Source organism: Mesobacillus sp. LC4, from assembly GCF_053543455.1.
Window position 1 is genome coordinate 373823 of sequence record NZ_JBGCUB010000005.1, and the last position, 15879, is coordinate 389701.

17 protein-coding genes are annotated in these 15879 nt (G+C 41.9%); 12 read left to right on the forward strand and 5 right to left on the reverse strand.

What is annotated here, in order from left to right; genetic code table 11:
• The first annotated feature begins 194 nt into the window (after positions 1–194).
• From AB5I83_RS17485 to AB5I83_RS17495, 3 genes are all read left to right on the forward strand, one after another.
• Positions 195–974: a TerC family protein gene (locus tag AB5I83_RS17485; RefSeq protein WP_448977051.1), complete on the forward strand. Its 780-nt coding sequence runs from the start codon at positions 195–197 to the stop codon at positions 972–974.
• A 132-nt stretch (positions 975–1106) separates the two neighbouring features.
• Positions 1107–2738: an acetolactate synthase large subunit gene (locus AB5I83_RS17490; RefSeq protein ID WP_448977053.1), complete on the forward strand. Its 1632-nt coding sequence runs from the start codon at positions 1107–1109 to the stop codon at positions 2736–2738.
• Positions 2739–2749: 11 nt separating this feature from the next.
• Positions 2750–4177: an aldehyde dehydrogenase family protein gene (locus AB5I83_RS17495; protein WP_448977055.1), complete on the forward strand. Its 1428-nt coding sequence runs from the start codon at positions 2750–2752 to the stop codon at positions 4175–4177.
• Positions 4178–4224: 47 nt separating this feature from the next.
• Here AB5I83_RS17495 and AB5I83_RS17500 read toward each other — a convergent pair whose 3' ends face one another.
• The 4 genes from AB5I83_RS17500 to AB5I83_RS17515 form a co-directional block, all read right to left on the reverse strand.
• Complete coding sequence (locus AB5I83_RS17500) at positions 4225–4683, reverse strand: hypothetical protein (protein ID WP_448977057.1); 459 nt, start codon at positions 4681–4683, stop codon at positions 4225–4227.
• 2 nt (positions 4684–4685) lie between these two features.
• Entirely contained in the window at positions 4686–5474 is a 789-nt protein-coding gene (locus AB5I83_RS17505; protein WP_448977059.1) for a hypothetical protein, read from the reverse strand.
• A gap of 234 nt (positions 5475–5708) precedes the next feature.
• Positions 5709–6467 (reverse strand): nucleotidyltransferase domain-containing protein, encoded by a 759-nt coding sequence (locus AB5I83_RS17510; protein WP_448977061.1) that lies wholly within the window; start codon positions 6465–6467, stop codon positions 5709–5711.
• Positions 6467–7321: a patatin-like phospholipase family protein gene (locus AB5I83_RS17515; RefSeq protein WP_448977063.1), complete on the reverse strand. Its 855-nt coding sequence runs from the start codon at positions 7319–7321 to the stop codon at positions 6467–6469. Before AB5I83_RS17515 ends, AB5I83_RS17510 begins: the two co-directional genes overlap by 1 nt.
• A 368-nt stretch (positions 7322–7689) precedes the next feature.
• On the opposite strand from AB5I83_RS17515, the gene AB5I83_RS17520 reads away from it, so the two are divergent.
• The 4 genes from AB5I83_RS17520 (at position 7690) to AB5I83_RS17535 (ending at position 9963) form a co-directional block, all read left to right on the forward strand.
• Entirely contained in the window at positions 7690–7992 is a 303-nt protein-coding gene (locus AB5I83_RS17520) for a hypothetical protein (RefSeq protein ID WP_448977065.1), read from the forward strand.
• Between the two features lie 104 nt (positions 7993–8096).
• A complete protein-coding gene (locus tag AB5I83_RS17525; protein ID WP_448977067.1) occupies positions 8097–9122 on the forward strand; it encodes a processed acidic surface protein in 1026 nt (341 codons plus the stop codon).
• Positions 9122–9742 (forward strand): class D sortase, encoded by a 621-nt coding sequence (locus tag AB5I83_RS17530; protein WP_448977069.1) that lies wholly within the window; start codon positions 9122–9124, stop codon positions 9740–9742. Before AB5I83_RS17525 ends, AB5I83_RS17530 begins: the two co-directional genes overlap by 1 nt.
• A gap of 20 nt (positions 9743–9762) precedes the next feature.
• Positions 9763–9963 (forward strand): hypothetical protein, encoded by a 201-nt coding sequence (locus tag AB5I83_RS17535; RefSeq protein ID WP_448977071.1) that lies wholly within the window; start codon positions 9763–9765, stop codon positions 9961–9963.
• 80 nt (positions 9964–10043) lie between these two features.
• Here AB5I83_RS17535 and AB5I83_RS17540 read toward each other — a convergent pair whose 3' ends face one another.
• On the reverse strand, positions 10044–10790 hold the full coding sequence (locus tag AB5I83_RS17540; protein ID WP_448977073.1) for an AAA family ATPase: 747 nt from the start codon (positions 10788–10790) through the stop codon (positions 10044–10046).
• Between the two features lie 572 nt (positions 10791–11362).
• On the opposite strand from AB5I83_RS17540, the gene AB5I83_RS17545 reads away from it, so the two are divergent.
• From AB5I83_RS17545 to AB5I83_RS17565, 5 genes are all read left to right on the forward strand, one after another.
• Complete coding sequence (locus AB5I83_RS17545; protein ID WP_084135358.1) at positions 11363–11596, forward strand: glutaredoxin family protein; 234 nt, start codon at positions 11363–11365, stop codon at positions 11594–11596.
• 126 nt (positions 11597–11722) lie between these two features.
• Positions 11723–12268, forward strand: a complete 546-nt coding sequence (gene lepB / locus AB5I83_RS17550; protein WP_448977075.1) for a signal peptidase I — start codon at positions 11723–11725, stop codon at positions 12266–12268.
• 263 nt (positions 12269–12531) lie between these two features.
• Complete coding sequence (locus AB5I83_RS17555; RefSeq protein WP_448977077.1) at positions 12532–14190, forward strand: catalase; 1659 nt, start codon at positions 12532–12534, stop codon at positions 14188–14190.
• Positions 14191–14351: 161 nt separating this feature from the next.
• Positions 14352–15368 (forward strand): STAS domain-containing protein, encoded by a 1017-nt coding sequence (locus tag AB5I83_RS17560; RefSeq protein ID WP_448977079.1) that lies wholly within the window; start codon positions 14352–14354, stop codon positions 15366–15368.
• 145 nt (positions 15369–15513) lie between these two features.
• The gene (locus tag AB5I83_RS17565; protein WP_448977081.1) at positions 15514–15840 is read left to right on the forward strand and encodes a hypothetical protein; all 327 of its coding nucleotides are present in this window, start codon (positions 15514–15516) and stop codon (positions 15838–15840) included.
• Positions 15841–15879 lie beyond the last annotated feature (39 nt).

Below are 15879 nucleotides of genomic sequence, written 5' to 3' on the forward strand. Positions count from 1 at the left end.
GTATTATAGTCTCTATCATTTACATATTGGTAAGTTTATCTATTGTCTGTAAAAGGTATATGGAGATGTATGGACATAGAATGACACTCAGTAAAATAAGCAATATTCATGTGGATTGTGTAGAGCTTAATGGGTAATTCTATTGTTAATGAGAAATTTACATAAGCGTTTTGGAAGAGGAAGGAGAGAGGTTTATGGAGTCAATCTGGCTCGAATATGCCTGGGCATTATTGATATTGATTGGTCTTGAAGGTTTGCTATCGGCTGACAATGCACTTGTACTGGCGATCATTGCGAAACATTTACCTGATGATCAAAAGAAAAAGGCAATCACTTATGGAATACTCATGGCGTTTGTTTTCAGATTTGGGGCATTATTTGCGATTTCATTCATTGCAAACGTCTGGCAAGTACAGGCCATCGGTGCGGCTTACCTGCTCTATCTTGGACTGAAGCATGTCATCCAGGCTAAGTTTGGTAAGGAAAATGAAAATATCCGTGAAGAAGAAGAGAAGGAAGCAAGAGGAATGGGCTTCTGGCCGACTGTTGGTAAAATCGGTTTAGCCGACCTGGCGTTTGCGATCGATTCCATTCTTGCAGCGGTTGCACTTGCACTTGGTCTGCCGGATTCACCGCTAGGAGATTTTGGCGGCATGGACGGCGGAAAGTTCATTGTTGTCTTGCTAGGCGGAATTGCTGGTCTGATTCTGATTAAATATGCAGCTACATGGTTCGTTAAGCTGCTTGATCAGCGTCCGGCATTGGAAACAACTGCGTATGCAATCGTTGCATGGGTTGGTGTGAAGCTTGCAGTCATTACACTTGCTCATGAAGACATCGCTGTCTTAGATCACGATTTCCCACATAGTACACTATGGACAACAATCTTCTATGGAGTACTAATAACAATTGCCCTAGTAGGCTGGTTTGCTCCAGCAAAAAAGACTAAGGGTGAAGAAAATTCTTTAGAATAAGCACAAAGTGCGCGCAATCTTTATGGATTGCCGCACTTTTTTTATTGTTTTATCTATTCTCCTAATAGTTTATCTGTACTCCTGAGTGGAATAGTCATTTATAAGAATGATCCCACGTAAAGGAGTGTTTAGATGAATGCAGCAGAATTAATGATCAAATGTTTGGAGCGGGAGGGTGTCGAATATATATTTGGTGTTCCCGGAGAGGAGAACCTTGATATTATGGATGCGCTCCTCGATTCGAGTATTGAATTCGTCGTTACGAGACATGAAACGAATGCCGCTTTTATGGCTGGCACTTACGGAAGATTAACAGGTAAGCCTGGTGTTTGCCTTGCAACGCTTGGGCCAGGCGCGACAAACCTACTAACAGGAGTGGCAAACTCGAATATGGACCACAGCCCGATTGTTGCGATTACTGGACAGGCAGGCTTGGACCGTCAGCATAAAATATCCCATCAATATTATGACCTGGTATCCATTTTCGAGCCGGTAACGAAATGGAATACTCAGGTGAAAAAGGCAGAAATCATTCCTGAGGTTGTCAGGAAAGCATTTAATGTTGCCCAGGGCGAAAAGCCAGGAGCTACTCATATCGATTTACCAGAGGATATTGCTTCAATGGAAGTGGAAGGGAATCCTCTCGAAAAAACGGAACCGACAATCATGGAAGCTGGAGAGCGTGTGATCAAGGATGCAGCTAAGCTGATAGAACAGGCGAAGCACCCGTTGATCCTTGCAGGAATGGGTGTTGAAAGGGGAGAAGCTGAGGAAAGTCTGAGAGCTTTTGCCGAAAAAGCAAACCTGCCCGTCGTTCATACCTTCATGGGGAAAGGTGCGATTTCCTGGAAAAATGACTTAAGTCTGCTGACGGCTGGCATAAGCGGCAAGGACTATATAACTTGTGGATTAGATCAAGCGGACTTGATCATTGCGATAGGCTTTGACATGGCTGAATACCCGCCAAAAAATTGGAACCCAGACGGCCAAAGCCCTATTTTACACATCGATACAATGGAGGCAGAAACAGATGCCAATTATCCTGTAAAGCATAGTGTAATTGGTAATATCGATGAAAATCTCAAACAGTTGGAGAAGGTTATTTCATCAAAGGAAAGGGATAACAACTGGGTAGCAAATGTGAGAGAAAAAACGCTAAATGAATATGAGAGCTATTCTGATGATACTGGCTATCCCGTAAAACCGCAGAAAATCATCCATGATCTCAGGTCTGTGATGAACGAAGAGGATATTGTTATCTCGGATGTCGGGGCTCACAAAATGTGGATGTCGAGAATGTATCATACATTTGAGCCAAACACCTGCCTGATTTCAAACGGATTGGCTTCTATGGGTATTGCAGTCCCTGCAGCCATCTCAGCAAAAATGGTTCACCCGGAACGGAATGTTGTCGCGGTGGTAGGAGACGGTGCATTCCAGATGTCGAGTGCAGAACTTGAAACGGCAATGAGATTGAACTTGCCGATCATCATTCTTTTATGGCGTGATGGCGGCTACGGTCTGATTGAATGGCATCAGATGAAGGAGTTCAACAGATCATCCAATATTAAGTTCGGCAATCCCGATTTTATTCAGCTGGCAAAATCATACGGTTTTGAAGCGATTGGGATAGAAAAAGGTGGAGAACTGAAGGATGCCATCAAGAGAGCGGTCGAGATGAATAAGCCTGTCTTGATCGATTGCCCTGTGGATTATAGCGAAAACATGAAGCTTACCGAAAAGTTAGGTGAAATCTTATGTTAGGAGGGAATGTCATGAAAATGGCTTCAATCATAAACGGTGCTGAAAGGATGGATGGCAGCGGAGAAACAATGGAAGTGAGGAATCCTTACAGCGGAGACCTGGTTGCAGAGATGACTCTTGCTGACGAAAAGCTGATGGAAGAGGCGATTGAGAACAGCCGTCAGGCATTCCAGCAAACAATGAAAAAGATGCCAGCGTATGAACGTTCAGATATTCTTCGCAGAGCATCTGATTTACTGGAGGAAAAGCAGGAGGAGTTCGCCGAAATCGTTGCCAGGGAAGCCGGTAAGCCCATCAAGCATAGCAGGGCGGAAATCAAACGCTCAATCCAGGTTCTGCGTTTCTCGAGCGAACTGTCCAAGCATATAACGGGAGAGGTTTTGCCAATGGATGCAGCTCTTCGTGGTGATAACCGAATGGGAATGGTAAAACGAGTGCCGATGGGTGTAATCGGAGCAATCACTCCTTTCAACTTCCCGTTGAATTTATCGCTCCATAAGATAGCTCCTGCGATTGCTGCGGGCAATACGGTTATCTTTAAGCCGGCTGAGAAAACGCCTTTATCAGCCTATATGCTTGCGAAGCTTTTTCAGGAGGCAGGGCTGCCGGATGGGGTGTTGAATCTAGTGCTAAGTACCGGTAAGGTCGCAGGCTCTACCCTTGTTCCCCACAAGGATGTCCCGAAAATTACCTTTACAGGCAGCCTGACAGTTGGAAAAATCATCCGTGATACAGCTGGTTTCAAAAAGGTGACAATGGAGCTTGGTTCAAACTCACCGAATATTGTCTTTGAGGACGCTGATATCGACGACGCAGTCGAAAGGCTGGTAAACGCTGCCTTTGGTTATTCCGGACAGGTCTGTGTATCAGCGCAAAGAATATATGTTCAGGAAGACGTTTATGATGAATTCCTGAAAAAGTACATTGAGGCAACGAATCAGCTGAGTATCGGCGATCCATTGAAAGAGGAAACGGATTTTGGGCCAATGATCGACGAAAATGCCGCGAAAAGAATCCAGGAATGGGTAGAAGAAGCTAGGAATGAGGGAGCAACTATCGAAACTGGCGGTGACAGAAAGGGCACCATGATGTATCCGACAATCATAACCAACGTCAAAAAGGACATGAAGGTTGTCAAAGAGGAAGCGTTCGCGCCGATTGTGACACTGATGCCGTTCAAAACGGAAGAAGAAGCGGTTGCTAATACAAATGATTCTATTTACGGACTTCAGGCAGGCGTCTTCACAAAAGACATCAGCCGTGCCTATCGAGTTGCTGACAATCTCGAAATGGGAGGAGTCTGGATTAATGAATCGTCCGTCTTCCGTCAGGACAATTATCCATATGGCGGGGTGAAATTAAGCGGGCTTGGCAGAGAAGGCGTCAAGTATGCAATGGAAGAAATGACTGAAATGAAGTTCATCGGGGTTAGGTTATAGCTAAAAAAGGAAGCTCACGGGCTTCCTTTTTATCATGGAAAATAGAATCATTTCACCTTTGCAACTCCTAAAGCAAAGTGGCCAAACAATATATTCTCAACCATCTCGGCTTGAGAATCCTCGCAATCAATAATCATAATCAGTTCAGACTGGAATCCTTTTAACAGCCTTCGTTTTTTCTTTATGATTAATTCCGTAAACAGGCGAATAGCAAATCCGACCAATGCTCCGACAGCTGCACCAATCAAGCCCCAATAAATGGGTCCCCACTCCAGCTTGAATCCGATGCTGGCACCGATTACCGAAAACGCAGTAGCCAGCGCTGCTCCAATATCGATCAGTGATGTTCCATCTGAACGATGGATATTATCAAATACTTTGCGCTGCTCCATTCGATTATCAAGGGGAACTATATAAATATCCTTCTTTTCAATTCCCTTTTTCTCTAAAGTGGCGACAGCCAACTCAATATGTACACTATGCTCAAAAGTTGAAAATATCTGCATTTTTAATTCACCTTTTGTCCTTTCAGTACACGAAACGATGGAGATTGATAATTTTCCCTGAAAAAGGCACGCTGCTCTTTATCGTATAACTTATTATTTTCAACAGTATTGATATAAGAGTCAAAGACAGCAAAGCCATATAAAGAAGGGAAGAACAAAAGCCACTCAGGATTAACAACAGAAGTTGCCTTTTTAATTTCTCCCAAAAATAAAAGTGAAATTGCTTCAAGAGCATGAGAATAATAAAAAAAGACAATGCACCAGATGATGACAAAGAAAGCAGTCACGATACGGTGAATATATAGCTGTCCTAAACCGGGTACAAAAAAGGACCAAAAAATGGCCATTACTGGATTTCTTTTATCAAGGTAATTGATCTCAAGTGCGCCAATACTGAATGAATTAAATTTGTGTTCCTCACGGTCAGCCATTATGAATATTTTGTTCAAATCTACTGTAGTCCGATAACTGTCCCAGATACCAAAGATATAGACTGGAATATAGAGCAACAGCCACCTTGTATCCAAAATTTCCTTTGCTCTATCAATGTCGCCCTGAAAAGAATAGATCATGGCTAAATTAAGGTTTGACTGTATATTGACGACTACTTCCCAGATAAACAGGACAAAACCCCGAAGATACTTAGATAAAAGAAGGTGTCCAAACCCCGGAAAGGCTGCACTCCACCAGGCAATAATATATGGATTTCTAAGATGGATTTGAGTTGTGCCCAAGATGCTGACATGTGCTCTATACCTTCTTGCTGTGTTATCGTTGGTGTAATTATCCATTTTTTCCCCCCGGTCAAGTTCTTTTTGTTATTTTTACCTGAAAATGCTATTACATTCACATTCAGGAAATATGTGTGACCGAAAAGGAAATGAACTAAGATATATGGAAGGTTATCCAAAGTGACGTTTATTGTTAAATGGTGTTGTTAATTGGTTTGAGGGCTAGTAGGGAGGTTTTGTCAGTGGAATCAGGAACCTGCCAGACTTGTCATGGAAGGTTCCATCAAAAGGGAGTTAATTCGTTATAACCTTATCCCATAAAGGTTTAATTTTAGCTGGGTTTGAAAGTTGTGTGAATATCCAATCGGCTTCTCGATTCAATAACTCGCGAAGGTCAATAGCTGCGTTTAGATGGTTCTTAGGAGTGAGGTTTTCCTGGATTTTTTGCACTATATGGACGATATCTTCAGGCAGAGATGTTTCAGCTGTTTTCAATCCTAATTGAGCTCTTTCAGGCTTGTATCTATACAGTAGAGCTCTGGCTAGATGTGTCATGACATGATTCAGCATATTCACAGACCATAAGTCATTGCCTCGTGCAGTCGCTTTTTTATATTGAAAAAGAAACCAGGCAATATCATCGACTGCATCCTGAAATTCGCGTTCCGATAATCTTAGGTTTTGGCTAGCCACGAATTTGGACAGCAATTCATCAGGATCGTAAATGACTTTGAAAAAGTCTTTCTCAATGAACGTTTTCTCTGTCACAGCAAACAAATCCACATGAAGCATGTTTTCATATACAGCGAGAATCTGCGGGGCGATGATGAAAATGTCATCGTGAAAAAGCAATTTTCCATATGACTCCAGATGGCCTATCCTACTCTCAAGGAATCCATCGTGGTCTTTTTCAGCAACAAGGCAGTATAAATCTAAATCAGATTGTTCATCATGCTCACCCCGCCCAACAGATCCTTTTACAAAAATAGCTTTTACTCTGCTGTCTTGTTTAAGGCTGCTCGATAAAACTTGCAGTGCATCTGCGATCAACATCAATAATCTCCCAACCAGTCTTTTAATGACTCGAAACTGTGCTTTGCATCCTCATATCCAACTTCATATAAACGCGTTAGTTTGTCCGGATTGCGCTCAACTCGTCCCACCTTGAGATCCTGCGAGGGCCTGATCACTACAATTTCATTCCTGTCTTCAAGTTCTTCTATGTAATCCAGGGTTTCATTGTACATTTGATACCGTATTTCAAGTGCCTTATGCAGCCCTTTGTAATCTTTATACACATATCTCGGCAGCCAAGAGAAGGAAGATTTTTTCTTGCGGTATCCTTTTGGCTTCGTCAATACAATGACGTTTTTCTGCACACCATCAGTCATAGCTTTTCTTATGGGAATAGGGTCAGAAATGCCGCCATCCATCAAGGTCCTTCCTTGGAACTCGATAGCCGGTGCCATGAATGGCAATGTACTTGAAGCTCTAATGATTTTCAGAAAATCCTCTGGAATATCGTTTTTATCAAAGTACACGGGTTCACCGGTTATGCAATCTGTTGTGCCGACAAGAAACCTTTCCGTTGCACTGTTGAAGGATTCAAAATCAAACGGAACAAGCTCATTTGGCAGCTTATCGAATATGAAATCCATCCCGAAGAGTTCCTTTTTTAAAAATAAGTTTCGGTAGGAAATGTAATCACGATGCTTAACATAATCAATTGTCACTTGCCTGTTGCGGCCCGGCTGCCTGGCCACATAGGAAGATCCCTGACATGCACCAGCAGAAACCCCGATGACATATGGGAAAAATAAATCATTCTCTAAAAAATACTCCAAAACTCCCGCAGTGTAGACACCTCTCATGCCTCCACCTTCAAGAATCAGACCACTGCTAAACACACCGACTCCTCCTTAAATTTATTTCTCTCATTCTCAAGTTGTTTTCTATAAAAATAGTCTATCACAGCATATGTGGATTTGTTCAATTTATGTTTGTGAAAAAGCAATATAATCGAGCTATCCTTTTAAACGTCAGGGACTAAGATTCAATAGTATTTTAGCGGAAAAATAACTACAAAGGCCGATTATGAAAGGAAATTAGCCTTGATCTTCCGTTGAGAATCAATACACCCCCAGAGATTACCGTGTTTATACTGACAGAAGTGTAGGACTAGAGAAGACGTTTATCGCATTTTGTGTCGGGTAACAGATTAATATAAGGCTAAAGCATTAGTTTGCTAATCAAAGTACAAGGAGTGAAGTCATCTATGAAAAAAAGAAATCTACTACTAGCTTTACCTTTAGGAGCAGGTTTGGTTTTGGGAGGCTGTGCAGAGGGTGCACAGGAGGATACAGAGGAGCCTAATACGGAAGAGGTTGAAGTAGAACACAATAAACTAGAATCAGAATCAAATGATACGGAATCGAATGGAGAAGAAGGCAATACAGGAATGGATGAAGAGGAACCAGATTTGGATGAAGAACCATCTGAAGAAGAAGGGAACGCAGGCATGGACGAAGAAGAGCCTGACCTTGATGAGGAACCTTCTGAAGAAGAAAACGGAAATTAATCGTCTAGTCACTTTATAAAATATAAACCAGCGCCTATCGAATCTATAGGCGCTGTAATATTTTTTAGGAACCTAAAAACCTTGAAAAACAAGGAGGCTAAAGCATGAAAAAACAGGTTATTCCCTTTGCAGTCGTTTCAACATTAGTATTTGCTCCGCTGTCTGCGGGTGCAGTTGAATATAATGAGGTAAAAGAACAATATCCAGCAACGACATCCTGGACAGAGATTGACTGGAATAACTATCTTGATGACCATTACGGATCGCAATTAGATGATTATGCCACTCTGAACGAATTAGAAGAAGACATTGGCGAACCAATAGATGTCAACCAACTTGCGGATGGAAATCTTGATCAAAATGTTCTGGACATCATTGAAAGGTACGACATGGATACCAGTGAACTTGCAGCATTTCTAGAAGAATACGATAACCGGGAAAATATTCACTTTGCTGGCGATTTGGTTAAAGCCTTGGATGAGGGTGGAATCGTTGGCGAGAATGGTACAGATGATAGCAATGGGAATGCTGGCTCAGGTAATAATGAGGGCTTAGTTTCAGATAATGACAATGAAGGTAATGATTCAGACCAAAATAGTGAAGGCTCTGTTTCAGCTCCTAGCAATTCAGACAATCCTTCTAATGACGGTGATGCTAACAATCCAAACCAAGGTACAACAGCCAATACTTTGGATGAAGGTCAGCTGGAGGAAACGTATTTAGTACCTCTTGGTTGGACGGTTGATGAATTCAACCAGTATTTAAGTGACAATTACGAAACAGACCTGAATGATTACACTTTGTTTAAAGACCTGGAAGCCGAAGTTGGTCCGTTAATTACCGACGAGAACGAACTAGAAGTAATTGAGGAATACGGGTTGACTCCAGAAGAGTACGAAAGATTGTTGGCTGAATACGGAGAAAGTCCGGATGATTATTATTTTCTTAATGATTTGCGAGAGTCTCTTGACTATTATACCAGTGATGAGCCTGATGAAGCAGGAACCGAAAAAGGCGGTGACATGCCTGATACAGCCACAAACTCACTTGCCTATGTTTTGCTTGGAGCAGGACTCATAACGCTTGGCGGCCTTACTTTGAGAGTGCGTAACCGATACGGTGATAACTAATGAGCAAAGGGGAAAAGAACGGTAAGCGGGACAGGATTGTTCCCGTTCTTGCCTTCTTCCTGATCATATCAGGCATATATTTGGCAGGAACCCACGCATACAGCTGGGCCAAAGGATTTATGGCCGTGGAGAAAGATAGTGATGGAGTAAGCATCAGGAATATGGAACAGCAAATGGACGGCAATACAGGAAGCGGAAACCCTGACAGGCCTGAACAGGGTGAAAAAATCGGGGAAATCTCCATTCCTAAGCTAGGCATGTCTGTTCCGATTTACGAAGGAACCAATGAGGAAGAGCTCGGAAAAGGAGCGGGGCATTATTCAAACAGCGTCATGCCTGGTGAAGACAATAACACGGTCATTTCAGGACATCGGGATACCGTCTTTCGAAGCCTAGAGAAAGTCGGAGAAAATGATTTGATTGAAGTTGAAACCTCCGAAGGAATATTCACATATCGCATCGAAAAAGTCAGGATTGTTGACGCAGAAGATCAAACCGTGATCGTCCCAAAGCCTGATGCTACCTTAACCTTAACAACATGCTATCCATTCACCTTCATTGGTGACGCCCCTGAACGGTATTTACTCGTTGGAAACCTGATAGGCTCATCGGAAAATTAATGAACAAGGAGGCAATTATTTTGAAAAAGAACTTACTGATCGCTGTTCCGCTTGGAATATCCCTTGTTCTCGGAGGATGTTCTGAAGGGCAGGACGAAAGAGTCCATGAAGAAGAACCAGCAGAAGACAGACCAGTAGAAGATACCGATTCTGAATTTAATAATGATGATTATAAACTGGATGAAGAAGAAACAGCCAGTGATGAGGATGAGGAGCTATGACCCCGGTTACAGCTTCTTAAGGTCACCTATCATAACGATTGGTGACCTTTCATTAGTTTGCTAACGCAATTGGGAGGAGATTAGTCCTCCAATAAATGATGGATCATCCTTGGCGTGTCTTCAAAAAATTGCTTCATGATGCGGTAATGATTCGTTTCTTCCAGCTTTCTTTTAAAAATGCCTTCATCACTGAATTCATAGATTGCTGCATCTGGATAGGCCATAATGATCGGGGAGTGCGTGGCGATGATCAGCTGTGAGTTCTCCTTCACTAGATCATGGATGCGAGTCAGCATCGACATTTGCCGCAAAGGGGAAAGCGCTGCTTCAGGTTCATCCAAAATATAAATACCATTGCCCCGAAACCGGTGGAGGAAGGTTGAGAAGAAGGCTTCGCCGTGTGATTGTTCATGTAAAGATTCTCCGCCAAATGAGTCAATGATCCTTGGTCCGAATCCTTCACGATCCAATTCTTCAATATTTGAAGCGACATTGTAAAAACTTTCTGCACGCAGGAAAAATCCATCCTGTGGTCGTTCTATTCCTTTTATAATCCGCAAATAATCCCCTAAATCTGAATGGGAGTCATAGGTGGAAAAATTAAAATTATAAGATCCCCCTTCAGGGTTAAAACCGAGTCCAACTGCAATCGCTTCAAGTAAAGTCGATTTTCCCATTCCATTCTCGCCAATCAAAAAAGTGACCTTTGGATGCAGCGTCAACTCATCCAAAGCTTTAAAGCTCGGGAGATTGAACGGGTACTCCTGAAAGGAAGGCACTTCCTCTCTTTTAAGGCTGACGCTTCTGACAAATTGCCAATTCAACATATTACATACCGCCTGACATTACTTTTCTTTATTCTATCAAATGGAACTGGAAAAAAACCTTTAAAATTTCCAATTCGCTATAAAAAAGAAAAACTCGCTATAAAAACAAGAAACTCGCTATAAAAATAAAAAAGTCGCTATAAAAACGAAAAACTCGCTATAAAAACAAGAAAGTCGCTATAAAAATTTTTTCGTATAAAAAATGAAAAAAATTCACATGAAATTGGATGCGTCACTCAATTAAGAGCGTAAATTTACGATAAAATGCAGATGATAGAGCAATTTGGGAAGTGATATTCATCTTAAATGCGATTATATTATTCCATCAGTGGAAGTATAAGCTCGTAAATATATTGATTGCCTTATATTTAATTGATTTGGCAGCAAGGGCCTTTATTTCATGCCACTTAGATCATAGTCCCATCCTTCGTTTAGCATGAATACCTCCTATCCTGTTTTTTTTAAGTGAAATAGGGGAAAACATAAATATCCCGGAACTTCTATTTTGCATAAATTTAGCATTTCTGGGATAATACATTATAGGGTATAAAAACTTTAAGGAGGCTTTAAGTATGAACGATATCACGGTTTACACTACGAATACTTGACCTTACTGCACAATGATGAAACAATTCCTTGAGGGTCAAGGATTAAACTACAAAGAAGTAAATGTACAATACGATCAAGAGGCTGCGCAGAAACTGGTTGAAGAAACTGGCCAGATGGGTGTTCCGCAAACGAAGGTGAATGGCAACTGGGTTCTTGGTTTTGACCCGGATACACTAATGCAGCATGTCAAAAAATAAATCAACTTACAAAAAAGAGGCTTTGGCCTCTTTTTTTTATTTTGAAGCACTTTATGAAAGGAAAGAAGGATTTCCATTGCTCTTTGTGGAAATAAAAACCATAGAACATTAGAAAGGATGCGGAATATGGTAAAAGAGCGCAGTGAGATTTGGGAATGGGTGAAGGCCTTTCTTATCGCAATAGTATTAGCTTTTGTTGTTCGTAGCTTTTTAATGACCCCGATTGAGGTGAAAGGCGCCTCCATGGAGCCAACCTTGCATAGTCAGGAGAGGATGTTCGTTACAAAACTCGGCGAACCCAAACGATTTGATATCGTTGTTTTCCATGCTACCAAGGACAAGGATTATATCAAACGGGTCATCGGGCTTCCTGGCGATCGGGTAGAATACAAAGACGATGTGTTATATATAAATGGCAAGCCCTATGAAGAACCATACCTGGATGAAAGCAAAAAGCTTATTACCTATGGGCAGCTGACTGGTTCTTTTACATTAAGCGAAACGCCTGTCGGCAGGGATGTTGTTCCAGAGGGGCATGTTTTTGTGTTAGGTGATAATAGGAGAAACAGTAAAGATAGCCGGCATATTGGTGCCGTTCCAATTGATAGTATAGTAGGGACAACAAAGGTTGTTTTTTATCCGTTAAAAGAAATGAAGATTCTTGGTGAATGATTCATATATTAGTCAAGCGCGTTGATTCTGCGGAATCAACGCGTTTTTTATATAATTTGTTTAGTTAGAGTAATCAGGGGTATTGTCTAAAATGTAATACGGAATATTGCAGTTCATTAACTCACTGCCATAACGATTGATTCATACATAATACTTTAAAACAAGCCTGTCTACTATTTCCATACACTGAGGAATTCATCGTCTGTATAAATTTCCCAAGTGGTGAAACGATAATGGTGACGAATTTAAGGAGGTTTTTCAATTTGGCTGAGAACAAAGATAAAAACACTTCGAACGGTGAAGACATGAAGCGCGAGAAGCTGACGACACGCCAGGGACATCCTGTTAGAGATAACCAAAACATCCGTACTGTTGGCAACCGTGGTCCCGCGACTCTTGAGAATTATCATTTTATCGAAAAAATTTCTCACTTTGATCGCGAAGAAGTGCCAGAGCGTGTGGTGCATGCACGTGGTTCTGGCGCGTTCGGTTATTTCGAAACGTACGGAAAAGTGGGAAATGAGCCAGTGGAGAAGTATACTCGTGCGAAAGTCTTTTCAGGTGCGGGGAAAAAGACTCCTCTTATGGTCCGTTTCTCCACAGTTGCCGGAGCGAAGGATTCTCCTGAAACAGCAAGGGATCCCCGTGGTTTTGCCGTTAAAATGTATACGGAAGATGGCAACTGGGATTTAGTCGGAAATAACTTGAAGATTTTCTTTATCCGAGATGCGATGAAGTTTCCTGACATGATTCATGCCTTTAAAGCTGATCCAGCATCCAATGTGCCGAATCCTGAGCGGATGTTTGACTTTGTTTCGAGAACTCCTGAGGCTACACATATGATCACTTTCCTATTTTCACCATGGGGCATTCCAGCTACATACCGCCATATGCAAGGTTCAGGCGTCAACACGTATAAATGGGTGAACGATAAAGGCGAAGCAGTGCTGGTTAAGTATCATTGGGAGCCGAAGCAAGGAATCCGCAACCTGACACAGGAAGAAGCGAATGAAATCCAGGCGAAAAACGTCGGCCATGCAACCCAGGATTTATATGAAGCGATTGAGCGCGGAGACTATCCGGAATGGGAGCTTTTTGTGCAGATCATGGAGGATGATTACCATCCAGAACTTGATTTCGATCCACTCGACGACACGAAACTATGGCCAGAAGATCAATTCCCATGGCTTCCGGTTGGACGTATGGTTCTTGACCGCAATCCAGTGGACTTCCATTCTGAAATAGAACAAGCTGCCTTTGGTACTGGAGTGCTTGTTGATGGAATGGACTTCTCGGATGATAAAATGCTGCAAGGTCGTACTTTCTCTTACTCAGATACACAGCGCTACCGCATTGGCGCCAACTATCTGAAATTACCGGTGAATGCACCGAAAGCGCCTGTACGTACGAACCAGCACCGCGGCCAGATGGATGTGCGTGACCCGAAAGAGTCCGGAGACAATCCGCATATCAATTATGAACCATCTATGCTGGGAGGCTTCGAGGAAACGGGCAATGAAGGCCATCCGCCACATCAGCCATCCTATAATGCAGCGGTGATGAGTGCACCGATTGACCGTCCTAATAACTATGGACAAGCTGGACACACATACCGGAGCTTTGATGACTGGGAGCGCGAAGAGTTAATCCAAAACCTTTCTGAAGCACTTGCCGCGTGCAACAAGAAGATTCAGGATGCAATGATTGAACACTTCACACAAGCGGATGAAGATTATGGCCGCCGTGTGAAGGAAGGCATTGAAATGCGAGTGAAGGAACTGAATGAAATGGCCAGGGAAGATCATGTTCCAGGCAGGGAATCCGGCAACTCGAAGTATGGACAAGGAGGCCAGGGCTCATTATCAGCCAATGAAGCAACAAAAGATGCTGTGAAGAAAAGCCACGAAACGGATCCGTACTAATATTATTTGGCTGCAAAGAGTTTTGTCTCTGTGCAGCCATTTTGTGTTTGTTCACAATTTGACAATATTGGAAGGAATTAAAGTATCATAAGTCGAAATATTGATTGATAAAATCTCAATTTTCTTTTTTAACATAATTCTATTACTAGTAGGTGAATGAAATGGAGATGCAAAAGAGTCTTGTTGTCGGCGGCGTAGATTTAAAATGGGATTTAGAGAGCGGAAAGGTATTGTTTGAGGGAGGGGACGTCGTTTTTTTCTGGGTATCGGCTATGAAAACCTTCTTCGATACAATTCATGAAATCTCAGGAGAAGAAGCTACGAACCTAGTGCTAGAGACAACAGGTTTCCGTCAAGGGATCATTGTTGGCGAAGGGTTCAAGGAAATGAAACAAATCGATACCTCCAATGTAGTCGAGTGGCTATCAAATACATATGTCCCTGCGGGGTGGGGATATGTGAGGATAAATGAAATAGATTACAATATTAATAAATTCACTTTATATATCAAAGATGATTGGGAATATAAAATGAATAACCTCAGTGAACAGCACAAAGATGGAATATTTGTGCCTGCACATTATGCTGGTGTATTTACAGGTTTGTTTGGGATGAACTTCTGGTACAAGATTATCCAGCACCAAAGTGAAAGCAATGAATACACAATTGTGGAATACTTCCCATCTGAAATTGATATCCAGCAAAATATCCGAAACTTGGCGAGGAAAAAAGAGGCTGAAGAGATCATGCAGCTGGAAGCGCTGGTAGAAGAAAAAACGAAAGCACTTCAAACTTTGGTGAAAGAGCTTTCTTCCCCGCTAATCCCAGTACTAGATGGAATTGTCGTGGTTCCCTTGATTGGAAGATATGATGAGGATCGGGCGGAAGACCTCATCCAGAACACCTTGAACAACTTGCCGAATTACCGGGCAAGTTACGTGCTTCTCGACTTAACAGGATTAAATAAAGATATTTCTAGTTACACGGCAGAACTAATTGATAAATTGGGATCAGCTGCACGGCTTCTTGGGGTTGAGGTGATCCTGGTTGGAATTTCGGCAGAACTCGCCATCACAATATCCCAAACACTGACCAACCTAAAAAAATACGAATGCATGCAAACCCTTCAGCATGGTATTTACTATGCCCTAGGTAAAAGCGGCCGAAGAATCGTTTGAGCAAAACTTCCTTTGAATACGCTCAAGGGATTGGAATCTCAGAATAGAAAATAAAATGAAACTAAAAAGAAGCAGTCCTGATTTGAATAACAATTGGGACTGCTTGTTTATGAGAATATTAAAATAGGAATAAAAGGTGAAAGTAGTGCACAAACTTAAAGAATTTTATAGGAGTTTCCTATTCAGGCTATTTAGGATTCAGCATAAAAATTCAGGCTGGACTTCATTTGCTCCTATGAAGATTGTTCCGGAATATATTGTGGACATCGAGGCAGGCAAAGTCACAGGAATTATAAAACATGACGGGAAAATCTATTTCACTGTTATTGTAGATATTCAAAATAAAAAAACAGTAACAAAAGGGAGCCTTAGGAAGATTCGTAAGTACACTCACCCTTTTAAAAAGCACCATTACATAGACATGATAAAAGGCGAGGCGGAATGTTTACTTGAAGAGCAAACATCCCGCTAATCGCCTTTTTTTTAAAATAGCCGAACTTTGTTTCAGCTT